Origin of the sequence: Pseudothauera nasutitermitis (assembly GCF_004801295.1) — a bacterium.
Classification (GTDB): Bacteria; Pseudomonadota; Gammaproteobacteria; order Burkholderiales; family Rhodocyclaceae; genus Pseudothauera; species Pseudothauera nasutitermitis.
Window position 1 is genome coordinate 765,154 of record NZ_SSOC01000001.1, and the last position, 24,136, is coordinate 789,289.

22 protein-coding genes are annotated in these 24,136 nt (G+C 69.3%); 10 read left to right on the forward strand and 12 right to left on the reverse strand.

Features of this window, described 5'->3' with window-relative positions; translation table 11 throughout:
- Positions 1-15: 15 nt before the first annotated feature.
- The 3 genes from E6C76_RS03600 to E6C76_RS03610 all read right to left on the reverse strand — a co-directional run bounded on the left by E6C76_RS03600 (position 16) and on the right by E6C76_RS03610 (position 1,493).
- Entirely contained in the window at positions 16-471 is a 456-nt protein-coding gene (locus tag E6C76_RS03600) for a GNAT family N-acetyltransferase (protein WP_136346870.1), read from the reverse strand.
- A gap of 7 nt (positions 472-478) precedes the next feature.
- Complete coding sequence (locus E6C76_RS03605) at positions 479-904, reverse strand: hypothetical protein (RefSeq protein ID WP_136346871.1); 426 nt, start codon at positions 902-904, stop codon at positions 479-481.
- Between the two features lie 130 nt (positions 905-1,034).
- Positions 1,035-1,493: an SRPBCC family protein gene (locus E6C76_RS03610; RefSeq protein WP_136346872.1), complete on the reverse strand. Its 459-nt coding sequence runs from the start codon at positions 1,491-1,493 to the stop codon at positions 1,035-1,037.
- A gap of 483 nt (positions 1,494-1,976) precedes the next feature.
- Between E6C76_RS03610 and E6C76_RS03615 the strand changes: the two genes are divergently transcribed.
- The 3 genes from E6C76_RS03615 to E6C76_RS03625 all read left to right on the forward strand — a co-directional run bounded on the left by E6C76_RS03615 (position 1,977) and on the right by E6C76_RS03625 (position 9,166).
- A complete protein-coding gene (locus E6C76_RS03615; protein ID WP_136346873.1) occupies positions 1,977-4,838 on the forward strand; it encodes a putative bifunctional diguanylate cyclase/phosphodiesterase in 2,862 nt (953 codons plus the stop codon).
- An 85-nt stretch (positions 4,839-4,923) separates the two neighbouring features.
- Positions 4,924-7,350, forward strand: a complete 2,427-nt coding sequence (locus tag E6C76_RS03620) for a Lon protease family protein (RefSeq protein ID WP_136346874.1) — start codon at positions 4,924-4,926, stop codon at positions 7,348-7,350.
- Between the two features lie 34 nt (positions 7,351-7,384).
- Complete coding sequence (locus tag E6C76_RS03625) at positions 7,385-9,166, forward strand: M61 family metallopeptidase (protein WP_136346875.1); 1,782 nt, start codon at positions 7,385-7,387, stop codon at positions 9,164-9,166.
- Between the two features lie 7 nt (positions 9,167-9,173).
- Here E6C76_RS03625 and E6C76_RS03630 read toward each other — a convergent pair whose 3' ends face one another.
- Both E6C76_RS03630 and lexA read right to left on the reverse strand, forming a co-directional pair.
- Positions 9,174-9,734, reverse strand: coding sequence for a hypothetical protein (locus E6C76_RS03630; RefSeq protein WP_136346876.1), 561 nt, complete (start codon positions 9,732-9,734; stop codon positions 9,174-9,176).
- Between the two features lie 142 nt (positions 9,735-9,876).
- Positions 9,877-10,485: a transcriptional repressor LexA gene (lexA, locus tag E6C76_RS03635; RefSeq protein ID WP_136346877.1), complete on the reverse strand. Its 609-nt coding sequence runs from the start codon at positions 10,483-10,485 to the stop codon at positions 9,877-9,879.
- 144 nt (positions 10,486-10,629) lie between these two features.
- On the opposite strand from lexA, the gene E6C76_RS03640 reads away from it, so the two are divergent.
- The 3 genes from E6C76_RS03640 to E6C76_RS03650 are packed head-to-tail and all read left to right on the forward strand — an operon-like array spanning position 10,630 to position 13,658.
- Positions 10,630-11,136 (forward strand): peroxiredoxin, encoded by a 507-nt coding sequence (locus E6C76_RS03640; protein ID WP_136346878.1) that lies wholly within the window; start codon positions 10,630-10,632, stop codon positions 11,134-11,136.
- A complete protein-coding gene (locus tag E6C76_RS03645; protein ID WP_136346879.1) occupies positions 11,103-11,588 on the forward strand; it encodes an FKBP-type peptidyl-prolyl cis-trans isomerase in 486 nt (161 codons plus the stop codon). The genes E6C76_RS03640 and E6C76_RS03645 overlap by 34 nt, the downstream gene beginning before the upstream one ends.
- 60 nt (positions 11,589-11,648) lie before the next feature.
- Positions 11,649-13,658, forward strand: a complete 2,010-nt coding sequence (locus E6C76_RS03650) for an ABC transporter ATP-binding protein (protein WP_136346880.1) — start codon at positions 11,649-11,651, stop codon at positions 13,656-13,658.
- A gap of 67 nt (positions 13,659-13,725) precedes the next feature.
- Here E6C76_RS03650 and E6C76_RS03655 read toward each other — a convergent pair whose 3' ends face one another.
- Positions 13,726-14,946 (reverse strand): transglycosylase SLT domain-containing protein, encoded by a 1,221-nt coding sequence (locus E6C76_RS03655; RefSeq protein WP_136346881.1) that lies wholly within the window; start codon positions 14,944-14,946, stop codon positions 13,726-13,728.
- A 158-nt stretch (positions 14,947-15,104) separates the two neighbouring features.
- On the opposite strand from E6C76_RS03655, the gene E6C76_RS03660 reads away from it, so the two are divergent.
- Positions 15,105-16,079 (forward strand): diguanylate cyclase, encoded by a 975-nt coding sequence (locus E6C76_RS03660; protein ID WP_136346882.1) that lies wholly within the window; start codon positions 15,105-15,107, stop codon positions 16,077-16,079.
- 42 nt (positions 16,080-16,121) lie between these two features.
- Here E6C76_RS03660 and gloB read toward each other — a convergent pair whose 3' ends face one another.
- Positions 16,122-16,883: a hydroxyacylglutathione hydrolase gene (gloB, locus tag E6C76_RS03665; protein ID WP_136346883.1), complete on the reverse strand. Its 762-nt coding sequence runs from the start codon at positions 16,881-16,883 to the stop codon at positions 16,122-16,124.
- A 28-nt stretch (positions 16,884-16,911) separates the two neighbouring features.
- Between gloB and E6C76_RS03670 the strand changes: the two genes are divergently transcribed.
- Genes E6C76_RS03670 through dnaQ form a run of 3 tightly spaced genes read left to right on the forward strand, consistent with a single transcriptional unit; the run spans position 16,912 to position 18,859 of the window.
- Complete coding sequence (locus E6C76_RS03670; protein WP_136346884.1) at positions 16,912-17,649, forward strand: class I SAM-dependent methyltransferase; 738 nt, start codon at positions 16,912-16,914, stop codon at positions 17,647-17,649.
- A 4-nt stretch (positions 17,650-17,653) separates the two neighbouring features.
- On the forward strand, positions 17,654-18,112 hold the full coding sequence (gene rnhA / locus E6C76_RS03675) for a ribonuclease HI (RefSeq protein WP_136346885.1): 459 nt from the start codon (positions 17,654-17,656) through the stop codon (positions 18,110-18,112).
- A gap of 18 nt (positions 18,113-18,130) precedes the next feature.
- Complete coding sequence (dnaQ, locus tag E6C76_RS03680) at positions 18,131-18,859, forward strand: DNA polymerase III subunit epsilon (protein ID WP_136346886.1); 729 nt, start codon at positions 18,131-18,133, stop codon at positions 18,857-18,859.
- Between the two features lie 8 nt (positions 18,860-18,867).
- Here the strand turns inward: dnaQ and E6C76_RS03685 are convergent, their stop codons facing one another.
- The 5 genes from E6C76_RS03685 to mutS all read right to left on the reverse strand — a co-directional run bounded on the left by E6C76_RS03685 (position 18,868) and on the right by mutS (position 24,089).
- Entirely contained in the window at positions 18,868-20,001 is a 1,134-nt protein-coding gene (locus tag E6C76_RS03685) for an NAD(P)/FAD-dependent oxidoreductase (RefSeq protein ID WP_136346887.1), read from the reverse strand.
- 25 nt (positions 20,002-20,026) lie between these two features.
- Entirely contained in the window at positions 20,027-20,425 is a 399-nt protein-coding gene (locus E6C76_RS03690) for a CBS domain-containing protein (protein ID WP_136346888.1), read from the reverse strand.
- A 14-nt stretch (positions 20,426-20,439) separates the two neighbouring features.
- Positions 20,440-20,652, reverse strand: a complete 213-nt coding sequence (gene nqrM, locus E6C76_RS03695) for a (Na+)-NQR maturation NqrM (RefSeq protein ID WP_136346889.1) — start codon at positions 20,650-20,652, stop codon at positions 20,440-20,442.
- Positions 20,653-20,761: 109 nt separating this feature from the next.
- On the reverse strand, positions 20,762-21,517 hold the full coding sequence (locus tag E6C76_RS03700; protein WP_136346890.1) for a fused MFS/spermidine synthase: 756 nt from the start codon (positions 21,515-21,517) through the stop codon (positions 20,762-20,764).
- 37 nt (positions 21,518-21,554) lie between these two features.
- On the reverse strand, positions 21,555-24,089 hold the full coding sequence (gene mutS / locus E6C76_RS03705) for a DNA mismatch repair protein MutS (RefSeq protein WP_408003465.1): 2,535 nt from the start codon (positions 24,087-24,089) through the stop codon (positions 21,555-21,557).
- Between the last annotated feature and the right edge of the window lie 47 nt (positions 24,090-24,136).

Consider the following 24,136-nt stretch of genomic DNA (forward strand, 5'->3'; position numbering starts at 1 on the left):
CGCTGGCCACAGGGGTCAGCCCTGGATTCTCTTTTCCATGAACACGCTGTTGGGGTCTTCGCCATAGCCGCCGAACGGGCCGCGCCGTCTGTACCCCGCGCGTTCATACAAGGCGATGGCTGCGGGTTGGAGGTAGCCGGTTTCCAGCATGAAGCGGTGGCAGCCGTGCGTGCGCGCTTCGGCTTCGAGCCAGGCGAGCAGCGCGCGGGCGATGCCCCGGCCGCGCTGCGCGGGGCGCACGAACATGCGCTTCAGTTCGCCGTATGCGTCTTCCAGCACGATGGCCCCGCAGCCGATGGCTCGTCCGCCACCGTCGCGGGCCACGGCGAACAGGACGTTGGGCCGCGACAGCGCAGCGACATCGATGCCGTGATGGCTTTCGGCCGGGTAGAGAGGCTTCTGGTAGGCGTCGAGTTCTTCGATGAGCGCCAGGACGTCGGGCTGGTCGGCGGATTCGAGGGCGATGTGCATGGACCGATCAGCGGGCGTCGATGAGCTTGCGCAGGACTTCGATGAATTCCTTGATCTGTTCGACCCGCTTGCTGACTGCGGCAAGGCTGCCGAGAACCGCCAGCAGCCAGTCGAAGACGCCCAGCAGCTTACGGACGTCCGGCGCCCTGGCGAAGTCGCTCAGCGCTTCGGAGACGGCCGACAGTTTCAGGTCGAGTTGCGCGCCCTCCAGCCCCACTTCGGCCAGATCGGCATCCTGGATCTCGATGCGGGTGAGCTCGAAGTTCAAATCGTCCCAGGCGGCTTCGATCTGCGGGCGCAGGCGCTCAGGAAAGAGCAGGTAGCTCCAATTGTCGACCGTGTCGGTCAGGATCTCGCGCGTTGCATCGAGGAAATCGTCGATGGAGTCGACATGGGTCGGGATCGGTGTCTGGTGCTGCTGTACGGCAGGCATGGCGGCGTTCTCCTGATCGGGCAGGTCGGGGCTGGGCGTTCAGTGCTTCCAGCGGGTGCCATTCCACCGTAGTGCGGCCGCCCGGAGGATGCAAACGGCGTGTGGGCGGACGATTGCAGGGGGCAGCGCTTCAGATGCTACGGCCGGATTCGCACAGCTTCTTGAGCCGCTCCAGTGCGCGCGGCCAGGCGTCGAGCAGATAGCGCTCGAATTCCTCGGTGACGTCCTGCTCGATGAGCAGTTCGGTGCCGTCGGGCACGGGGCGGAAGGTGTAGTTCTCGAAGGCCGGCGCCCAGGCGCGTACCGCGTCGCTGTCGGTGTCTTCCACGCCCTGCAGGATGTGGCCGAGATGGCGGATGGAGAGGTATTCCTGCGGGTGGTTCTCGGCGATCTCGGCGAGCATGCCGTCGCCGCCGGGGGCGAGGAAGCGGATGCGTTGGCCCTGTTCCCAGGAGCCCTCGTAGCGCGAGCCGGGCGTGAAGGCGGCGGTCCAGTGCTCGTAGGGCTCGGGGTCCAGCATGGCATGCCAGACGGTGGCGACCGGTGCGTGGATGAGGACGGAAAAGTGGATGCGTCGGATGTCGGGCATGGCATTCTCCAGAGGGTTGGCTCGATCCGTCCAGGCGGATGTGGCCGGCGTCGTTCTGGCAATCCGTCGGCTATGCTGTGAATAGGTTCGGGGTGGACAGTGCCTGGCTCAATGAAAATCCCGACCAGTCCGGTTTCCTTCTCCAGGGTGGCGAACAGCGGCCAGGCGCTCGCACAGCAGGGCAGTAAAGTCCGCTGCCGGAGCCGCCCGTGAATTCGCTGAAACCGCCTTCTGGCGGGTTTTTCCGCCGAATCTGATGTGCCTTCTTGACAGTTTGTCCGCCAGTACGCTATTAGCGTGTAGAAAAAATACACATGCCTGGATAAGGGATTTTTCAATGCGGGGAATTACTGTCGGAGGGAGGTTTGGGGTGCCGGCCATGGTGCGTGGTGCGCGCGGCGGCCCGGCCGCCCGTGAACCCATGGCCGGATTTGGCCGGGCCACATCCCCGAGCGCGGATCACCTCGGATCGATCCGCTGATCATGTCCCGTCGCTTGAGCCTGACCCACCGCCTGCTGCTGCTCTGGTTCGCTTCGGTTGCAGCCGTATTGGCGGTCTCCGGCGTGGCCTTCCTGCTCTTCGAGAACCACGAGATCGAGGTCGAGCGCCGCGCCCGCATCGAGGCGGCTTTCGGCACCCTGCAGAATCATCTGGATCAGCGCGCGCAACTGCTCGGGCGTTCGGCCGATGCGCTGGCCGCGCGCCCCGGCGTGGCAGGCGTCGTCGGCCTGTACGATCAGGCCGGGCCCGAGAACGGCGATGCGGCCGCCTTCAACGGGGCCGTGCGCGATCTCGCGGCGGATCTGGGCGAACTGGCGCGCGCGGCGGATGCCACCTGGGCCGCGGTGATCGGTCCGCAGGGGCCGGTGAGCGCCTACTGGCGCCATGGCGACGACGACCGGCAGGTGTATTTCCCGCCTCGCGGAGACGCCGCCTACGTCAGCGCCGGAGATGGTGCGCCGTTCGTGAGGATCGAGGCCTTGCCCGAATTCCTCGGCCGCGTCACCGCGGCGGCGGGCTCCTACGGCGACGCGGCGCTGGTGACCCGCTGCCCGACCGGCGCCGGCCCGGCGCTGATGGTAAACAGACCGATCCGTGTCGATGCGCGGGACGGCGCGCGCGAACCCGGCCGGGTGCTGCTCGGCGCCTGCCTGGACGAAGCCTTCGTCGAGCGTGTGGCCGCGCAGGCCGGCGCCGCCTTCGGCATCGTCGGCGAGCGCAAGCTGCTCAGCCACGCGATGCCGGACATCATCCCGCCGGCGGTCGCCAACGGCGTCGGCGAACCGCTCCGGCGCGGCGCGCTGGCGCTGGACGGCATCCGCTGGCACAGCGACGAAGGGCACGTGCTGGGCGCGGGCGACTGGCTGCTGGGCGACGGCAGCCGCAACACCGCCATGTTCGTGCTCAGCCGCCAGCAGCTTTCCGAACAGCGCGAGGCCTTGTTCACCGCCGGGCTGGCCGGCCTGGCGCTGGCCGGCGCGGTGGTCTTCGTGGTCGGCCTGCTGTATCTGCGGCGCAACGTCACCCGGCCGCTGGAAAACCTGCTGGGCGCGGTGGCCGGCATGCGCAGCGGGGAGTACCGGCAGGTCGCCGGTGTGCGCGCGGGCGACGAGATCGGCGATCTGGTGCATACCTTCAACAACATGACCGAGCAGATCCGCGAGCGCGAGCGCGCGCTGCGCCGTCTGTCGAGCGCGGTGGAGCAGAGCCCGGCATCGGTCATCATCACCACGCCGGAAGGGCGCATCGAATACGTGAACCCGCGCTTCTCCGAGATCACCGGCTACAGCACCGACGAGGTCATGGGGCGCAAGCCGGGCTTCCTGAAGAGCGGGCAACTGCCCGGCGAGGTGTACCGCGAGCTGTGGGAAACCATCCTGTCCGGGCGGGTGTGGCGCGGCGAACTGTCCAACCGCGCCAAGGACGGGCGTGTGGTCTACGAGCAGACCTCGATCTCGCCGATCTTCGACAATGCCGGGGAGCTCATCCATTTCGTCGCGGTCAAGGAAGACGTGACCCGGCGCAAGGAGGTCGAGGCGCATATCAACCATCTGGCCTATCATGATGTGCTCACCGACCTGCCCAACCGGCGCCTGTTCCGCGACCGCCTCAATCAGGCCCTGCGCACCTATCAGCGCCACGGCACGTGCTTCGCGCTGCTGATCCTCGATCTGGACCACTTCAAGGACATCAACGACAGCCTGGGGCACACCGTCGGCGACGAGCTGCTGCGCCTGGTCGCGGGCCGCCTGCTCGGGCTGCTGCGCGAGACCGACACGCTGAGCCGCCTGGGCGGCGACGAATTCGCCATCCTGCAGTCCGGCGTGCATGGCCCGGCGGATGCGGCGGTGCTCGCCGAGAAGATCATCGCCAGTTTCCGCGACTCCTTCGATCTGGGGCTGATGCGCCTGCACAGCAACACCAGCATCGGCATCGCCGTACCCAGCGGCGATGTGGTGGACGTGGACGACCTGATCAGCCGCGCCGACATCGCGCTGTACAAGGCCAAGGGCGCCGGGCGCGCCGGCTACGTGTATTTCGACGACGCGATGACCGCCCAGGTGCAGAACGACGCCGAACTGATCCACGATCTCGCCCGCGCGCTGCAGAACGGCCAGCTCTCGCTGGTCTATCAGCCCCAGGTCGAACTGGCCAGCGGACGCCTGGTGGGCGTCGAGTCGCTGCTGCGCTGGCGGCATCCGCAACTGGGTGACATTCCGCCCGGGCGCTTCATCCCGCTGGCCGAAAGCCGCGGGCTGATGACCGAGATCGGCCTGTGGGTGCTCGCCGAATCCTGCCGCCAGTGGCATGCCTGGAGGGCGCAGGGACTGGAAGTGGGGCACATGGCGGTCAATGTCTCCGCCGTGCAGTTCAAGGGCGCGCGGGCCTACGAAAGCATGCTCGAAGCCGTCGAGCAGGCCAGCATGCCGCCCGGCATGCTGGAGATCGAATTCACCGAATCCGCCTTCGTCGAGGTCAGCAGCGAAACGCTGCGCTGGATCGGCATGCTCAGCGAGCGCGGCGTGCATTTCGCCATCGACGACTTCGGCACCGGCTATTCCTCGCTGATCATGCTGCGCCAGTTGCGCGCCCACAAGCTCAAGATCGACCGCGAGTTCGTCAAGGACATGCTCGGCGACCCCAACGACGCGGCCATCGTCCATGCCACCGTGTCGCTCGCCAAGACCCTGGGCATGACCGTGGTCGCCGAGGGCATCGAGGAGGCCGCGCAGGCCGAGTACCTGATGGGCCTCGGCTGCGACATCGGCCAGGGCTACCATTTCGCCCGACCCATGCCGGCGGCGGACATTCTCGAGCGCTACGGCCCCGGCGCGGCGCGCTGAGCGGCGTGCCCCGCGCGCGGTTTGGTGAGAAGATGACGCCCCGGCGCCATCCGCGCGCCCGTTTTGCCCTGGAGAATTCCCGTTTATGGCCGACGGTATCGACCGCGCCCTGGAACCCGCCCGCCTGCGGGCATGCTGCGACCCCGAACAATTCCCCTTCGCCACCACCGCCGAACTCGAAGATGTACCGGGCGGGCTAGGGCAGGAGCGCGCCGAGGAGGCGCTGCGCTTCGGCCTGGAAATGCGCCATTCCGGCTATCACGTGTTCGTGCTCGGCGGCAGCGGCACCGGCCGCCGCGCCATCGCCCTGCGCCTGCTGCGCGAAGCCGCCGGTGCGCGGCCCACGCCACCGGACCTGTGCTACCTGCATGACTTTGACAAGCCCCTCAAGCCGCGCCTGTTGACCCTGCCGGCCGGGCGCGGCAGCGCGCTGCGCGCCGACATGCAGACCCTGATCCGCGACCTGCGCCCGGCCATCGAGGCCGCGCTGGACAGCGACACCCATGCCAAGCGCGTCGAAGCGCTGCGCGAAGCGCACGAAAACCGCGAGGAAGCCGCGCTGCGTGAACTCGGCCATGCCTGCGCCGCCGACGGCCTGGTGCTGCTGCGCACCGCGCAGGGTTTCGTGTTCGCCCCCAGCCGCAACGGCGAGACGCTCAGCGCGGAAGAATTCGAGGTGCTGCCGGACGACGACCGCAAGGCCTGCGAGGTGCTGGTGGATACCTGGAGCGACCGCCTCGGCGATCTGCTGATGCAGCTGCCGGACTGGCGCAAGACGCTGCAGGAAGCCGTGGCGCAGGCCGAGCGCGACGTGCTGGAGCCCACCGTCACCCACCTGATGCGCGGTCTGTGCGAGCGTTTTGCCGATCTGCCGGAAGTGGGCACCTTCCTCGACGCCGTCCGCCACGATCTGCTCGACCGCGGCACGCTGTGGCGCGGCCTCTCCGAAGAGAGCGAGGACGAGGAGGACGAGGACGGCAGCCGCTTCCAGCGCTATCAGGTCAATCTGCTCGTGGACCATGCCGAAACGCGCGGCGCGCCGGTGGTCGAGGAAGACAATCCCGGCTTCGGCAACCTCATCGGGCGCATCGAACAGGTCTCGCAGATGGGCGTGGCGATGACCAACTTCACGCTGATCCGCGCCGGCGCCCTGCATCGCGCCAGCGGCGGCTATCTGGTGCTCGACGCCGAGCGCCTGTTCAGCCACCCGTTCGCCTGGGAAGCCTTGAAGCGCGTGCTGCGCAGCGGCGAGATCCGCATCGAGCCGCCTTCCGAGGCGCAGGGCTGGAACCCCACGCTGACCCTTGACCCGGCGCCGATTCCGTGCGACCTGAAGGTGGTGCTGATCGGCGACCGGGAGCTGTTCTATCTGCTCAACGAACACGATTCCGATTTCCCCGACCTGTTCAAGGTGGCCGCCGACTTCGACGACGACCTGCTGCGCAATCCGCGCAACGAACTGCACTACGCCGGCTTGCTCGCCAAGCTGGCCCGCCTGTCCGCGCTGCGCGACCTGGAGCGTGCGGCGGTGGCCCGCCTGATCGAGCACGGCGCGCGCCTGGCCGAGGACGGTGGCCGTCTGTCGCTGCGCACCCGGCAACTCGCCGACGTGATGCGCGAAGCCGATCTGCTGGCCGCGCAGGCCGGGCGCGACCGCATCGGGCGCGCCGACATCGATGCCGCGGTGGCGGCACGCGCGCGGCGCTTCGGGCGCTACGCCGAGAAAGTGCGTGAATCCATGCTCGACGGCACCACGCTGATCGCCACCGACGGTGCCAAGGCCGGGCAGATCAACGGCCTGGTGGTCATCGAACTGGGCGGCGAGCGTTTCGGCCATCCGATGCGCATCACCGCCACGGTGCGCCTGGGCGACGGCGACGTGCTCGACATCGAGCGCGAAACCGAGCTGGGCGGCGCCATCCACTCCAAGGGCGTGCTCATCCTCACCGCCTTCCTGGCCAGCCGCTACGCCCGCCACCAGCCGCTGTCGCTGTCCGCCAGCCTGGTGTTCGAACAGTCCTACGCGCCGGTGGAAGGCGATTCCGCCTCGCTGGCCGAACTGTGCGCGCTGCTCTCCGCGCTGGCCGACGTGCCGATCCGCCAGTCGCTGGCGATCACCGGCTCGGTCAACCAGTTCGGCGGCGTGCAGGCCATCGGCGGCGTCAACGAGAAGATCGAGGGCTTCTTCGACCTGTGCGCCGCGCGCGGCCTCACCGGCGAGCAGGGCGTGGTGATTCCCACCGCCTGCGTGCGCCACCTGATGCTGCGCGACGACGTGGTCGACGCGGTGGCTGCCGGGCGCTTCGCGGTGCATGCGGTCGACAGCGTGGACCAGGCCATGGAAGTGCTCACCGGCCTGCCCGCCGGGGTGGCCGACGCCAAGGGCATCCTGCCGCGCGACACGCTCAACTGGCGGGTGGCCGCCGCGCTCGCCGACATGACCGCCGCCCGCCACGGCTGGGACGACGGTTCGGCGCGCGGCCGCCGCCGCGCGCGCCGCCAGGAACACTGACCCTCCCCGATATCCACCAAGGCCGAACAACGCCATGACCGAAGCGCTGCGCTACGCCATCCGTCCCGCCGATCCCGCCGCCCACCTGTTCGCCGTCGAACTGACGGTGGCCCGGCCCGATTCCGCCGGCCAGCTGTTCAGCCTGCCGGCGTGGATTCCGGGCAGCTACATGATCCGCGAGTTCGCCCGCAACATCGTCGCCATCCACGCCGAAAGCGGCGGCCGCGCGGTGGCCCTGGAGAAGCTCGACAAGCACACCTGGCGCGCCGCGCGCGTGCCGGCGGGCCAGGCGCTGGTGCTGCGCTACGAGGTGTATGCCTGGGATCTGTCGGTGCGCGGCGCGCATCTGGACCAGACCCACGGCTTCTTCAACGGCACCAGCGTGTTCCTGCGCGTGCACGGGCAGGATGGCGCGTCCTGCGTGGTCGATCTGCAGGCCCCCGCCGACCCGGCGCTGCGCAGCTGGAAAGTGGCCACCAGCCTGCCGTGCGCGAGCGGCAAGGGCGCGGCCAAGGCACACGGCTTCGGCCTGTACCGCGCCGCCGACTACGACGAACTGATCGATCATCCGGTGGAAATGGGGTGCTTCACCCTGGCCACCTTCGAAGCCGGCGGCGTGCCGCACGAAATGGCCATCACCGGCCGCCACGACTGCGACACCGCGCGCCTCGCCGCCGATCTGGCGCGGGTGTGCGCCTGGCAGATCGACCTGTTCGGCGCGCCCGCGCCGATGGCGCGCTACGTCTTCCTGACCACCGTGGTGGGCGACGGCTACGGCGGCCTGGAGCACCGCGCCTCCACGGCCCTGCTGGCCAGCCGGGCGGACCTGCCGTATCCCGGCATGCAAGGCCAGAGCGACGGCTACCGCCAGTTCCTCGGCCTGTGCAGCCACGAGTATTTCCATACCTGGAACGTCAAGCGCATCAAGCCGGCGGCCTTCGTGCCCTACGACCTGGCGGTGGAGAACCACACCCGCCTGCTGTGGGCCTTCGAGGGCTTCACCTCGTACTACGACGACCTTGCCCTGGTGCGCAGCGGGGTGATCGGCAACGACGACTACCTGACGCTGCTCGGCAAGACCGTCTCCAACGTGCTGCGCGGGGCGGGGCGGCTGCGCCAGAGCGTGGCGGAATCGAGCTTCGACGCGTGGACCAAGTACTACCGCCAGGACGAGAACGCCCCCAACGCCATCGTCAGCTACTACGCCAAGGGTGCGCTGATCGCCCTGGCGCTCGATCTGCGCCTGCGTGCCGAAAGCGCCGGCGGGCGCAGCCTGGACGACGTGATGCGCCTGCTGTGGCGCCGCCACGGGCAGACCGGCGTGGGCGTGGCGGAAGACGGCGTGTTCGCGGCGGTCGGCGAGATCGGCGGCGAGGCGCTGGCGCGCTGGCTGCGCCGCGTGGTGGAAGGCACCCAGGACCTGCCGCTGGCGCGGCTGCTGAAGCCCTTCGGCATCGAGTGGACGGCCGCCCCGGCGGCGGCAGGTCCATGGCTGGGCGTGAAGCTGGGCAACGGCAAGGACGAGGCCCGGCTCGCCAGCGTGTATGACGGCGGCCCCGCACGCCGCGCCGGGCTGTCCGCCGGCGACGTGCTGGTGGCCTTCGACGGACTGAAGGTGAACGCGGGCGGGCTGGATGCCCAACTGGCGCGCCGGCGGCCCGGCGAGCGCGTGCGGGTGCACGCCTTCCGGCGCGATGAGCTGATGGAGTTCGAGGTCGAACTGTCCGCCGCGCCGGCCGACAGGATCACCCTGAAGGCAGCCGTGCGGCCTCCGGCCGCCGCCGCGCGCCTGCGGCGCGGCTGGCTGGGGCGCTGAGGCCGATTCAGGCGTCCTGCGCGGCCTCGGCGCCGAGCAGCTTGCCGCGCCAGTAGCGCCACGCCAGGAAGGCGAGCAGGCCGGCCATGATCAGCCAGAAGCCCACGCCCTGCCAGAACGCGGTGGGGTCGGTGGCGAGGAAGTAGTCGCGCGGGGGGCGCACGAAATGCACGCGCCCGCTGGCCAGCGCGATCGCCGCCGAGGCGACGGCTGCCAGTGCCGGGGTGAACCAGATCAGCAGGCCGAGGCCGACGATGACGCGGTCGGTCAGCGGCGTTTCCGTGCTGCGCGGGCGATACACGCTTTCCACCCCGTACCACAGCGCGAGGATGAAGCCGGCCGCGGCGATCACCGGCAGCACCGCCATGACGGCGCCCAGCGCGGTGGCGGCGAACATGAAGGTGGCACCTTCCAGTGGCATCACCCGCGCCCAGATTTCCGGCAGACGGATGAAGATCCAGGCCGATCCGGCCACCCCGAAGAGCAGGGCGATCAGGGCGTAGGCGGCGAGTCGGCGGGCGAAATCGCCCATCAGTTCGGTGGAGCGGGGCTGCGGCAGGAAGGACATGGGTACGAGGTGGAACGGAAAGGCATAAGTCTAGCCCGGTTTGCCGGCGCCGATCTGTCGGGCGTCAACCAAAGCGGGCAATGGCATTCCATGGCGGCGCGGCCCCAGTGACACGGGGCGGCGCATGGGCGCGGCAGCCGGGTCAGCCGTCCTGGCGGATCAGGCCGACCATGATGCCTTCGATGTCCAGCGCCTCCCGGCGGGTGTCCACGACGATGGGGGCGAAGTCCGGGTTGGCGGGCAGCAGTTCGACCATCGGGCCGTCGCGCCGGAAGGTCTTCACGGTGACGTCGTCGTGCACGCGGGCGACGACGATCTGGCCGTTGCGCGCCTCGGTGCGGCGGTGTACGGCGAGCAGGTCGCCGTCGAGGATGCCGGCGTCGCGCATGCTCATGCCGCGCACGCGCAGCAGGTAGTCGGCGCGCGGCGAGAACATCGCCGGGTCGAGCTGCAGGCGGGCCTCGACGTGTTCGGTGGCGAGGATGGGGCCGCCGGCGGCCACCCGGCCGACCAGCGGCAGGCCCAGCCCTTCGGCCAGGCGGATGCCGCGCGCGCGGCCTTCCTCGAGCAGGATCGCGCCCTTGGCGGCGAGCGCGCGCAGATGCGATTCGGCGGCGTTGGGCGAGCGGAAGCCGAACGCGGCGCACAGTTCGAGGCGGGTGGGCGGGCGGCCCTCGCTTTCCACGCTCTGGCGGATGAAGTCGAGGATTTCGCTCTGGCGTTCGGTGAGGCGGTCGCTGCGGGGAGGCATGGAGAACTCCGTGGGGGAGGTTGGCTGTAATTTTAAACAGCTTTGCGGGGCGGCGTCGAGCATCGCGCTTGTCCACGGCTATGCCCAACGCGGTAGAGTTCGTGCTGGCTCTCGGATAGAATCCCCCGCACGTCAGGAGACCCCATGCTGCAGAGCGGAGACATTGCCCCGGCCTTTTCGCTGCCGGACGCGGATATGGAGACCTTCGACCTTGCCGACCAGCGCGGCAGGCATCATGTGGTCCTGTACTTTTACCCCCGCGACAACACGCCGGGATGCACGCTACAGGCGGCCGACTTCAGTGACCATGAAGACGAGTTCGCCCGTCACGATTGCATCGTGGTCGGCGTCAGCCCGGACGATTGCCTCACCCACGCGGAGTTCCGCGATCAGCATGGCCTGTCGGTACGTCTGCTGTCGGACCCCGATACTGAGGTCTGCAGGCTGTACGGCGTATGGCTGCCGAGGGAAGTCGACGGTGTGAAAAAGATGGGCGTGCGGCGGTCGACCTTCATCATCGACAAACAGGGCACCGTCCGCCACGCGCTCCACGACGTCACCCCCCGCGGCCATGCGGCTGCGGTCTTTGAACTGGTCAGGAAACTGGAGGCAGGCCCATGCAAGCCGAAATCGTCAAGAACACCGTCGTAACCCTCAACTACACCGTGCGCGATCCGGACGGCAACATCATCGACGACGGCGAGCAGCCGCTGGTCTATCTGCACGGCGGTTACGACGGCATCTTCCCGGTGCTCGAAGAGCTGCTGCAGGGCAAGAAGGAAGGCGAGCAGTTCGAGGTCAAGCTGCAGCCGGAAGACGCCTTCGGCGAATACGACGAGGAACTGGTGCTGATCGAGGACGCCGGCCTGTTCCCCGAGAACATCGAGGTGGGCATGTCCTTCGAGCGCGTCACCGACGACGGCGAGGAAGAGCTGATCTACCGCATCACCGAAATCGCCGACGGCAAGGTGGTGGTCGATGGCAACCACCCGCTGGCCGGCACCGCCCTGGTGTTCGACCTCACCGTGGCCTCCGTGCGCGCCGCCAGCGCCGAGGAAATCTCCCACGGCCACGTGCATGGCGCGGGCGGCCATCACCACTGAGCCGTGCCGGGGCCGCGTCAGCGGCCCTTTTCACATCGGCCGGCCGCCGTTTCCTCACCCATGACCTCCGCGCCCGCAGACGCCCCGGCCCTGCTCGAAGTGGCAGGCCTGCGCGTGCGCATCGGCGCCGGCGTGCGTCCGGTGGCCGGGGTCGATTTTCGCCTGAACGCCGGGGAAACCTTCGCGCTGCTCGGCGAATCGGGCTGCGGCAAGTCGATGACCGCGCTGGCCATCGCCCGTCTGCTGCCGGACAACGGCCGCATCGAGGGCGGCAGCCTGCGCCTGCGCGGCGAGGATCTGCTGGCGCGTGCCGAAGCCGAGATGCGCGCGGTGCGCGGCGGACGCATCGGCATGGTATTCCAGGAGCCGGGCACCAGCCTCAATCCGGTGATGACGGTGTTCGCCCAGATCGCCGAGGTGCTGGCCCGCCATCGCGGCCTGCGCGGCGCTGCGGCGCGCGCCGAGGCCTGTCGTCTGCTGGAGGCAGTGGGCATCCCGGATGCCGGGCGCCGCCTCGACGACTATCCTTTCCAGTTTTCCGGCGGCATGAAGCAGCGCGTGATGATCGCCATCGCGCTGGCCGGCGAGCCCGAACTGCTGATCGCCGACGAACCCACCACCGCGCTCGACGTCACCATCCAGGCCCAGGTGCTCGATCTGCTCGCCCGCCTGCAGGCCGAGCGCGGCATGGGCATGCTGCTGATCACCCACGACCTGGGCGTGGTGGCGCGCATGGCGCAGCGCGTGGGCGTCATGTACGCCGGTGAGCTGATCGAGACCGGTGCGCGCGCGGATTTCTTCGCCGCGCCGCTGCATCCCTATTCGCGCAAGTTGTTCGCCGCGCTGCCCGAAGGCGCCCGGCGCGGGCGTCCGCTGGATGCCCTGGCCGGCGGCGTGCCGGCGCTGGATGTGGATTTCCCCGGCTGCCGCTTCGCCGCGCGCTGCCCGGCGGCCTTCGAACGCTGCCGCCGCGAGGCGCCGGGCTGGCAGGTGCGCAGCGGGCAGGCGGTGCGCTGCCATCTGTATGAAGGGGATGCCGTGCCCGCAGTGCCGGCGCGAGGGGACGGTGGCGAGCCGCTGCCACCATCCGCAGTTGCCGCGCCCCTCCTCGAAGTGCGCGATCTGCGCGTGCATTTCCCGGTGCGCAAGGGCGTGCTGCGCCGCGTGGCCGGGCAGGTGCGCGCGGTGGACGGCGTGAGCCTGGAACTGGCGCCCGGACGCACGCTGGCCCTGGTGGGCGAATCCGGCTGCGGCAAGACCACGGTGGGCAAGGCCATCCTGCAACTGCTGCGCCCCAGCGCCGGACAGGTGCTGTTCGAAGGGCGCGACATGGCGGGCGCGAAGGCCGCGCAACTGCTGCCGATGCGCCGCGCCATGCAGATGGTGTTCCAGGATCCGTTCGCCTCGCTCAACCCGCGCATGCCCATCGGCGAGATCATCGAGGAAGGCATGTTGGCGCTGGGCGTGGGCGGCGACGCCCAGGCACGCGCGCGGCGGGTGGATGCGCTGCTCGAACGCATCGGCCTGTCGGCGGCCATGCGCAACCGCTATCCGCATGAATTCTCCGGCGGACAGCGCCAGCGCATCGCCATTGCCCGCGCGCTGGCGGTGGAGCCGCGCGTGATCGTCTGCGACGAGCCGACCAGCGCGCTCGACGTTTCGGTGCAGGCACAGTTGCTCAATCTGATGCGCGACCTGCAGCGCGAACTGGGGCTGGCCTATCTGTTCATCACCCACAACCTGGCGGTGGTGGAATACCTGGCCGACGAGGTGGCGGTGATGTACCTCGGGCGCATCGTCGAGCGCGGTCCGGTGGAACGCCTGCTGGCCGCGCCCGCGCATCCCTACACGCGCGCGCTGCTGGCCGCCGTGCCGCGGCTGGACGACGCGGCGCGTCCGGCCGTGCCGCAGCCGGCGGCGGATCTGCCGTCGCCACTGGCGCCGCCCTCTGGTTGTCACTTCCACCCGCGCTGCGCGCTGGCCGACGAGCTTTGTCGGCGCGAATACCCGCTCGTGCGCGTGCTGGGCGATGGGTACGAGGTGCGCTGCCACCATTCGCCGGCAGCCTGATTTTTTTCAGATTTTCAGAGCTTGATGGGCCTGCGCGCCGTACGGGGGCCGTGCCGCTACGCCGTCGTCAACGCGATGCCGGCCGGCTGTTGCGCGCCTGATCGGGAATGATCCGCGCCGCGCTCAGCGCGCCGCGCGGGTCGACGCCCTCGGGCACCAGCAGGGCGTAGCCCGCCGATACCCGCGCGCGCGCGCCGAGGCCGTTGAGCTGGCGCAACTGGGCCAGGGTGAGGCGGTGCCGGCGGGCGACCGCTTCGAGCGTTTCGCCGCGCTTGAGGCGATGGGTCTTCCAGCCCGGGCCGGCCTCGGCGAGTTCCTTCAGGCGCTCGCTGAAGCGGTCGGCCACGCTGACCGGAACCACCAGACTCAGCCCGCTGCGGGTGATCGCCGGGCGGTTGAAGGAGGGGTTGAGTGCGATGAATTCGTCGATGGGCATCTCCGCCAGCCGGGCGGCGGCGCCCAGATCGATGCCGACCGGCGATTCGACGGTGACGAAATAGGGGCGGTTGGGTACGTAGGGCAGTTCGAAGCCGAAGCGCTCGGGCTGCAGCACGATGTTCTTCACCGCCTGCAGCTTGGGGATGTAGTTGCGCGTCTCGTCGGGCATGCGCAGATGGGCGTACTCGGTGGGCAGACCGGCGTCCTCATTGCGCTGCACCGCGCGCGCCACCGCGCCTTCGCCCCAGTTGTAGGAGGCCAGGGCGAGCTGCCAGTCGCCGTGCTGATCGTAGATGCGTTGCAGATATTCCAGCGCGGCATCGGTGGAGGCCAGCACGTCGCGGCGCTCGTCGATCCACTTGTCCTGGGTCAGGTTGTAGTGGCGCCCGGTGGACGGGATGAACTGCCACAGTCCGGAAGCGTGGGAGCGCGAGTAGGCCAGCGGGTTGTAGCTGCTTTCCACCATCGGCAGCAAGGCCAGTTCGGTGGGCAGGCCGCGCGCTTCCAGTTCGGCGACGATGTGGTAGAGGTAGCGCCCGCCGCGGGCGAACACCTGCTGCAGGAAACCGGGGCGCTCCAGGTAGAAGCGCTGGTATTCGGCGACGCGCTCGTCCTCCAGATCGGGCATGGCGAAGCCGCGCCGGATGCGGTCCCAGATATCGTTGGCGTCGCGGGTGAGATCGAGGGTGAGCACGCGCGGCAGCGTGGGCAGGAGATCGGCCGGCACCGCCGCCGGCACGGCGGCGGGCGGGCTGGAGAGCAGGGCCACGGTCTTGGGCTGCCCGCCAGCGTGGAGCGGGGCGGAGAGCGGAAGCAAGAGGGCGCAGAGCAGGGCAAAACGGAGATGCATGTGCGCCAGGATCGGTGAAGCCGCGAAGCGGAGAAGTCTATCGACATGTGTGTCGATACGTCAAATTTATGGGTAAAACGCCTTCATTCCTCTGCATTGGCGGGGGATTCAACTGATACGATTACGCCATTCGTCCGATTGCGCCCACTATTCCCGCCATGAAGGCTCTGGTCATCGAGGACACGCTCACCAGCGCAACCCTGGTCTGCCACCAGCTTGGCAAGATGGGGCTGGAGGCCGTGCACGCGAAGAACGGCGAGGCGGGCATCGAGGCCTTCAAGTCGGAGCGTCCGGACCTTGTGCTGCTCGACATCATCATGCCCGGCATGGATGGTTTCGAGGTTGCGCGGCGCATCCGCCAGCTGGAAAGCGATGGCGACTGGACGCCGATCATCTTCCTGACCGCGCGCACCAGCGACGAGGATCTCGAGCGCGGCATTGAGGTGGGTGGCGACGACTACCTGATCAAGCCGGTTTCCGAGATGGTGCTGAAGGCCAAGGTGCGTGCCATGCAGCGCATCGCGCAGATGCGCTCCTCGCTGCTGGTGCTGACCCGCAAGCTGGACGAGGCCAACCGCGAACTGACCCGCCTGTCGTCCGCCGACGGACTGACCGGCATTGCCAACCGCCGGCGTTTCGACGAAACCCTGCTGAAGGAATGGCGGCGCTGCGCGCGCGACGGCAAGCCCTTGTCGCTGCTGCTCATCGACGTGGATTTCTTCAAGCCGTTCAACGACAACTACGGCCATCAGGTCGGCGACGAATGCCTGAAGGCCGTGGCGCGCACGCTGGCCCAGGCGCTCAACCGTCCGTCCGACCTGGTCGCGCGCTACGGCGGCGAGGAGTTCGGCGTGATCCTGCCGGATACGACGGAGAGCGGTGCGCTGGCGGTGGCCGAGGCCCTGCGCGGCGCGGTGCAGACGCTGGGCATCACCCATCGCTTCTCGGAAGTCTCGCCGGTGGTGACGATCAGCGCCGGGCTGGCGTCCACCACCCCGCAGCGTGGCGACGACAGCGGCTTCATCGCGCTGCTGCGGCGCGCCGACGCGGCGCTCTACCGCGCCAAGACCGAAGGGCGCAACCGCGTGGTGTGCGCGCCGGAGGAAAGCGTGGCGGTGGGCGCGCGCGGCTGAGCACGCTACACCCGCCAGCATTTCAACGCCTTTTCCAGGTCCTCAGAATTCGTCCTTCCAGGCGCGCAGCAGCGCGAAGCACTCGCGTTCGTCCGCCGGGCGGCGCCCGGCGTGGCGGGTGACCGCCTCGACCACCCCCGGCTGCGCCGTGCGCAGGAAGGGATTCACCGCGAGCTGTTCGTCCATGCGCGCCGGCAGGGTTGGCAGGCCGCGTCCGCGCAGCGCCTCGCAGTGCCGGCGGCAGGTCTCGATGGCGGGATTGTCCGGCTCGGCCTCGGCGGCGAAGCGCAGATTGGCCAGGGTGTATTCGTGGCTGCAATACACCGCCGTGTCGCCGGGCAGCGCGGCCAGACGCCGCAGGGAGACATATAGTTGCGCGGCGCTGCCGCCCAGCAGACGCCCGCAGCCGGCGGCGAACAGGGTGTCGCCGCAGAACAGCAGGCCGGGCGCGTAATAGGCCACATGGCCGGCGGTGTGCCCCGGCACGCCCAGCACCTCTAGGCGCAGGGCCGGTTCGTCCAGCGCCACCGTATCGCCGTCATTCACCGGGCGATCCACGCTGGGAATCGCCTCTCCGGCCGGGCCGAACACCGGCACGCGGTGTCTGGCGGCCAGGGCGGGCACACCGCCCACGTGATCGGCGTGATGGTGGGTGATCAGGATGGCGCGCAGCGCGAGGCCGCGCGCGGCCAGTTCGGCCTCGACCACGCCGGCGTCGCCCGGATCGACCACGACCGCGTGGCGGCCCGCGTGCAGCAGCCAGATGTAGTTATCCCTGAACGCCGGAAGAGCGATAATGTCCATGTACGGGATTCTGAATCGCCCATCGCCCATGTCAATCCTCAGCCTGACCGACTGGCTGGACACCCCGCAAGGACGCTACCTGCTCCAATGGGAGCAAGCCATGCTCGACCGTCTGGTGGCCGACATCTTCGGCTACCATGCGCTCCAGGTCGGCTTGCCCGAGGTGGATTTCCTGCGCGCCAACCGCATGCCGTTCCGCTTCCATTCGGCGCGTTTCGGCAGTGCGGTCGTGGTGGCGCGCGCGGAGGCCCTGCCGTTCGCCAGCGCCAGCCTGGATCTGGTGGTGCTGCCGCACGTGCTGGAGTTCTCCGCCACGCCGCACCAGGTGCTGCGCGAGGTGGAGCGCGTGCTGATGCCGGAAGGCAGCGTGGTGCTCAGCGGTTTCAATCCCTACAGCCTGTGGGGGCTGCGCCGCGTGGCGGCGGGCCGGCGCGGGGCGTTTCCGTGGCGCGGGCAGTATCTGTCGCCGTTCCGCATCAAGGACTGGATGACCCTGCTGGGCATGGAAACCCAGGCCGCCGGCTTCGGCTGCTTCGCGCCCGCGGTGCGCAGCGAGCAATGGCTGGCGCGCTGGCGCTTCATGGACGATGCCGGCGCGCGCTGGTGGCCGGTCTGCGGCGCGGCCTACGTGCTGCACGGCATCAAGCGGGTACAGGGCATGCGCCTGATCACTCCCAACTGGCGCGAGAAGCGCGCCACGGCGAAACGCATGGCGCCGATTGCCGAACGCGGCCGGACTTCGGCCGGAACAAGGAAGACGCAATAGCAAGATGGAAATCGTGGAAATCTTTACCGACGGTGCCTGCAGCGGCAATCCGGGGCCCGGCGGCTGGGGCGCGATCCTGCGCTCGGGGGCGCACGAGAAGGAAATCTGGGGCGGCGAGCCGCATACCACCAACAACCGCATGGAGCTGCTCGCGGTGATCCGCGCGCTGAACGCGCTCAAGCGCCCGGTGGATGCACGCGTGCATACCGACAGCCAGTACGTGCAGAAGGGCATCTCCGAGTGGATCCACGGCTGGAAGGCGCGCGGCTGGAAGACTGCCGGCAAGGAGCCGGTGAAGAATGCCGATCTGTGGCGGGCACTGGACGACGCGGCGCGCCGCCACAAGGTGGACTGGATCTGGGTGCGCGGCCATGCCGGCCATGCGGAGAACGAACGCGCGGACGCCCTGGCGCGGCGCGGCGTGGAGGCGGTGCGCAAGGCCGGCGCCGCCGTGGAAAACTGAGAAAGGGCAGCACGAATCATGCGACAGATCGTCCTCGATACCGAAACCACCGGCCTGGACTGGCGCAACGGCCACCGCGTCATCGAAATCGGCTGCGTGGAGCTGCTCAACCGCTCGCTCACCGGCAAGCACTATCACATCTACATCAACCCGGAGCGTGGCATCGACGCCGAGGCGGAAGCGGTGCACGGCATCAGCGCAGAGTTTCTCGCCGACAAGCCGCGCTTCGCCGATGTGGCGACCGACTTCGAGAATTTCGTGCACGGTGCCGAACTGGTGATCCACAACGCCAGCTTCGACGTGGGCTTTCTCGACCATGAACTGTCGCGGCTCGGCCGCCCGAAGATCGCCGAACTGTGCGCCGGGGTGATCGATACGCTGCGCCTGGCCAAGGAGCAGAACCCCGGCAAGAAGGCTTCGCTGGATGCCTTGTGCGAGCGCTACGAGGTGGACAACGGCCACCGTACGCTGCACGGCGCCTTGCTGGACGCGGAGATTCTCGCCGAGGTCTATCTGGCCATGACGCGCGGCCAGGAAAGCCTGATCATGGCCCTGGAAGAGAGCGGCTCGGCCAACGCGGAAAGCGCGGCGCAGCTGGGCGAACGCCCGGTGCTGCGCGTGCTGCGCGCCAGCGCGGAAGAACTCGTCGAGCACGAGCGCGTGCTCGACGACATCGCCAAGGCCAACAAGGGGGCCTGCCTGTGGCGGCCGCCGGAGCCCGCCGCCGAACCCGCCGGCGCGGCCTGACCGGAGACTCAGGTGCCGCGCAGGCGGCGCACGGCTTCCTCGGCAATGGCCAGTGAAGAGGTCAGTCCGGGCGATTCGATACCCAGCAGATTGACCAGGCCGGCGATGCCGTGGACGTCCGGCCCGTCGATGCGGAAGTCCGGAAAGTCCGCTGGCGAGGTGGTCGGACCGCCGATCTTCGGACGAATGCCGGCGTAATCCGGCAGCAGCGCGCCTTCCGGCAGTTCGGGCCAGTAGCGCAGGACGGAGGCGCGGAAGCGCGCGGCCTGGGCGGCATCGACACGGTAGTCGAAATCCCCGCCGTCCACCGGGGCATCCACCCATTCCACGTCCGGGCCGAAACGTGCGCGCCCTTGCAGATCCAGGGTCAAATGCACCCCGAGTCCGCCCGCGATGGGCACCGGGTAGATCAAGTGCGAGAACGGCGCACGGCCCTGCAACGAGAAATAGCTGCCTTTGGCGAAAGCCGCCTTCGGCACGTGCCGGGGTGGCAGGCCTTCCAGTCTGCCCGCGAGCGGCAGCGCGTTCAGCCCGGCGGCATTGATGACCGTGTGGGCGAGAATGCGGGTGGGTGCGCTGCCGCCGGTGTGCAATTCGATGCCCCTGGCGGTGCAGGCTCCGCCGAGTACCGGCGTGTTGGGTACGAACAGGGCACCATCGGCTTGCGCGTCGCCCAGCAGGGCGAGCATCAGCGCGTGGGAGTCGACGATGCCCGTGGAGGGCGAAAGCAGGGCGCCGACGCAATGCAGGGCGGGTTCCAGCCGGATCGCCTCGGCGGCGCTCAGGGGTTGCAGGTCGTCGACGCCATTGGCCGCCGCGTGCGCGGCGATGTGCCGCAAGGCATCCTGCTGCTCGGCCGAGGTGGCGACCACCAGCTTGCCGCAGCGCCGCTGCGGTACGCCGCGCTCCGCGCAGTAGCGATACAGCAGCTGTTTGCCGCGCACGCACAGCACGGCCTTGAGCGAGCCGGGGGGATAGTACAGGCCTGCGTGGATGACCTCGCTGCTACGGCTGGAAACACCGCCGCCGAAGCGCTCGCCGGATTCCAGGATGAGGACTTCGCGCCCTGCGCGGGCGAGTTCGCGCGCGCAGGCCAGACCGACCACACCGGCCCCGATGACCACGCAGTCGAGTTGTTCCATGTTGTGGCCGCCTGGGACGAGTGGGTCAGCGCAGCGCTTTTTCGATCGCCCGCAGCGCGTCGCGGCGGGAAATCTGCCCGACCAGCAGATCACCGTCGACCACCGGCAGGCAGCGGTGCGGATGCTTGAGGAACAGATCGATGGCGTCGATCAGGGTGGCGTCGACCGACAGCGTGCGCACCTCGTGCGCCATGTAGTCGCTCACCGGGCCGCCGCGTCCGTCGAAGTAGGAGGCGCTGTAGGCGATCCGCAGGCAGTCCTTTTCGGACAGGAAGCCGAGCAACTGTCCGTCGGCATCGACCACCGGGGCGCCGCTCAACTGGTGGTGGAGCAGTTGATGGATGGCGTCGAGCACGTTGGTTCCGGGCTTGAAGGCGAGATGGTCGCCGATCATGTAGTCCTTGACGAGCAGGGTCTGTAGCATGGGGCGGTTCCTTGTCAGGAGCGATTGCTGGATTCGGCTTCTTCGCGGGCCTGCAGGCGGGCCAGGCGCTTGGGGCAGGGCTTCTCGCAGCCCATGTCGCATTCCAGGCCGAGCTTGCCGAGGCCGCCGCAGCTGCCGGCGATGGGTGCGCGGCCGGCGAGCACGCCCACCGCCATGGCGACGATGAGCAGGGCGATGATCAGGAAGGTGAGCAGGTAGATGGTCATGGGGTGTCTCGCTTCACGGTGCGCGGCCGGTACATGGCCGGGCCGCGCTGGAGGCCGACATGATACCGCCGGCCGCAGCGGGCGGCTCGGTGCTGCCGCCCGGAGTGGGTCACAGGATCAGGCGCCCGCCGGGCAGGTGGCCGGCCTGTTCGAGGCGGGTCACGGTGGGCAGCAGGTCCATGCCGGTACGATCCTTCAGGGCCTGCGCGCGTTCCCGCAATTCGGCCACCGGCACGGCGATGGGTTCGCCGGCGGCGCCGAAGGCCACCACGTTGCCGCTGTCACAGGACGGAAAGGCCACCGCGCGGTCGTCGAAGGCGGTGAGGATGCGTTCCAGGCTGGCGCGGAAGCCCCGCGAGCGGCCGAACAGATTGGCGGCCATCAGGCCCTGTTCATTCAGCAGCGTGCGCGTGGCCTGGTAGAACGGCAGGGTGTCGAGCGCGCCGGCGCGCGCGTTGCGGTCGTAGCCGTCCACCAGGATGCAGTCGAAGCGGCGCTGGGTGTCGAGCACGTATTCGGCGCCGTCGCCGATGTGGATGGCCAGGCGCGCATCCTCGTCCGGCAGGCGGAAGAACTGGCGCGCGGCGGCCACCACGCGGGGTTCGATCTCCACCACCTGGATGCGTACGCGCGGGCAATGGTGGTAGAGGAACTTGACCAGCGAGGCCGCGCCCAGGCCGATCACCAGGGCGTGCAGCGGCCAGCTGTCGGCGTCGCGCAGCAGCAGGCCGGCCATCATCTCGCGGGTGTAGGCCAGTTCCAGCGCATTCGGCTTGCGGATGCGCATCGCGCCCTGCACCCATTCCGAGCCGAAGTGCAGGGTGCGCACGCCGCCTTCCTCGCGGATGTCGATGGGCGTGCTCATCGCGCGGCGCTCCGCCGCGCGCCAGCCGGCCGGCGGCTCACGAGGCCAGTCTCTTCAACTGGTACAGGCGTTCGAGCGCCTCGCGCGGGCTGAGCGCGTCGGGGTCGAGTTCGGCCAGTTCGGTGAGCACCGGGTGGCTGGGGGCTTCCGGTTCGCTGTCGGGCAGGTTGGCGAACAGATCGTTCTGCGGGCCGGCGGTGATCTCGCGGTTTTCCAGCGCGCGCAGGCGGCGCTTGGCCTCGCGGATGACGCCGGCCGGAATGCCGGCCAGCGCGGCCACCTCGATCCCGTAGCTCTGGCTGGCAGGGCCTTCTTCCAGGGCGTGCAGGAAGACGATGCGGTGGGCGTGCTCCACGGCGTCCAGATGCACGTTGGCGCATTCCGGGTAGTCGGCGTTGAGGCGGGTCAGTTCGAAGTAGTGGGTGGAGAACAGCGTGAGGCAGCGGTTCTTTTCCAGCAGGTGGCGGGCGATGGCGAAGGCCAGCGCGAGGCCGTCGAAGGTGGAGGTGCCGCGGCCGATCTCGTCCATCAGCACCAGGCTGTGTTCCGTGGCGCCGTGCAGGATGGCGGAGGCCTCGGTCATCTCCACCATGAAGGTGGAACGCCCGGAGGCCAGGTCGTCGGAGGCGCCGATGCGGGTGAAGATGCCGTCCAGCGGGCCGATGCGCGCGGTACTGGCGGGCACGTAGCTGCCCACGTGGGCGAGCAGGCAGATCAGCGCCACCTGGCGCATGAAGGTGGATTTGCCGCCCATGTTGGGGCCGGTGATCATCAGCATGCGGCGCGTGGGCGCCAGCACGCAGTCGTTGGCGATGAAGTTGTCCACCTGGCGCTCGACCACCGGATGGCGCCCGCCGACGATCTCCAGCCCCGGTTGTTCGGAAAAGTGCGGGCAGGCGTAGCCGTAGCGCAGCGCGGCCTCGGCCAGCGCGCCCAGGCCGTCGAGCAGGGCCAGCGCGCGGGCGATGCGCTGCAGCACCGGGATGCGCGCGGCGAGGTTTTCCAGCACTTCCTCGTAGAGCAGCTTCTCGCGCGCCAGCGCGCGTTCCTGGGCGGACAGGGCCTTGTCCTCGAAGGCCTTCAGCTCCGGGGTGATGTAGCGCTCGGCGTTCTTCAGGGTCTGGCGGCGGCGGTAGTCGTCCGGCACCTTCTCGGCGTTGGCGCGGCTGACTTCGATGTAGAAGCCATGCACCTTGTTGAATTCCACCTTGAGGTTGGCGATGCCGGTGCGTTCGCGCTCGCGCGTTTCCAGCGCCATCAGGAATTCGCCGCAATTGGTCTGGATGCCGCGCAGTTCGTCGAGTTCGGCATCGAAGCCGGGGGCGATCACGCCGCCGTCGCGCAGCGCCACGGCCGGTTCCGCGGCCACCGCGCGGGTGAGTAGGCCAAGCGCGTCGGCGGGGATGTCCAGATGCACGCGCAGTTCGCCGAGCAGCGGATCGCCGGGCGCGCCGAGCGCGGCGTGGAGTTCCGGCAGGCTGGCCAGGCTGTCGCGCAGCGCGGCCAGGTCGCGCGGGCGGGCGGAGCGCAACGCCACGCGCGCGGTGATGCGGTCGATGTCGGCAATGCCGCGCAGCGCGCCGCGTACATTGCCGAGCACGCGCGCATCGCCCTCGCCGAGCAGTTCGCCGATGGCGCCGTGGCGGCGGGCGGCCTCATGGCGGTCGCGCAGCGGGTGGTGCAGGGCATGGCGCAGCCAGCGCGAACCCATGGTGGTGGCGCAGTGGTCGAGCAGCGAGAGCAGGGTGGGCGCGGGCTCGCCGCGCAGGGTTTCGGTGATTTCCAGATTGCGCCGGGTGGCGGCGTCCAGGCGCAGGTATTCGGTTTCGCGCTCCACGCGCAGGCCGGTCACGTGCTCCAGGCTCTGGCGCTGGGTAGCCTTGGCGTAGTCGAACAGCGCGGCCGCCGCGCCCAGCGCCACCGGCAGGTGCTCGGCGCCGAAGCCGGCCAGGTCGCGCGTGCCGAAGTGCCCGGTGAGCAGGCGCGTGCCGGTCTCGCTGTCGAACTGCCAGTCGGCCAGCTTGCGCAGCACCGGGGCGAGCTGTTCCAGGCGCGGCAGGGCAAGGCCGTCCGGCGCCAGCACCTCGGCCGGGCGCAGGCGCTCGAACTGCGCCTGCAGACCCTCGCTGGGGCATTCCAGAATGCGCAGGTCGCCGTTGGCCAGATTCAGCCAGGCCAGCCCGAGCGTGCCGCGATGCAGGTTCACCGCCATCAGCAAGGCATCGTTGCGCTCATCGAGCAGCGCCGCGTCGGTCAGCGTGCCGGGTGTGACAATGCGGCTCACCGCGCGCTCCATCGGCCCCTTGGTGGCGCCGGGCTCGCCGACCTGCTCGGCGATCACCACCGATTCGCCCAGCTTCACCAGGCGCGCCAGGTACTGCTCGACGGCATGGAAGGGCACGCCGGCCATCTTGATCGGCTGGCCGGCGGACTGCCCACGCGTGGTCAGGGTGATGTCGAGCAGGCGCGCGGCCTTCTCCGCGTCCTCGAAGAACAACTCGTAGAAGTCGCCCATGCGGTAGAACAGCAGGGTGTCGGGGTGCTGCTCCTTGATGCGCAGGTACTGCTGCATCATCGGGGTGTGATTGACGACGCTAACCCCCGGAGAACCTTGATATT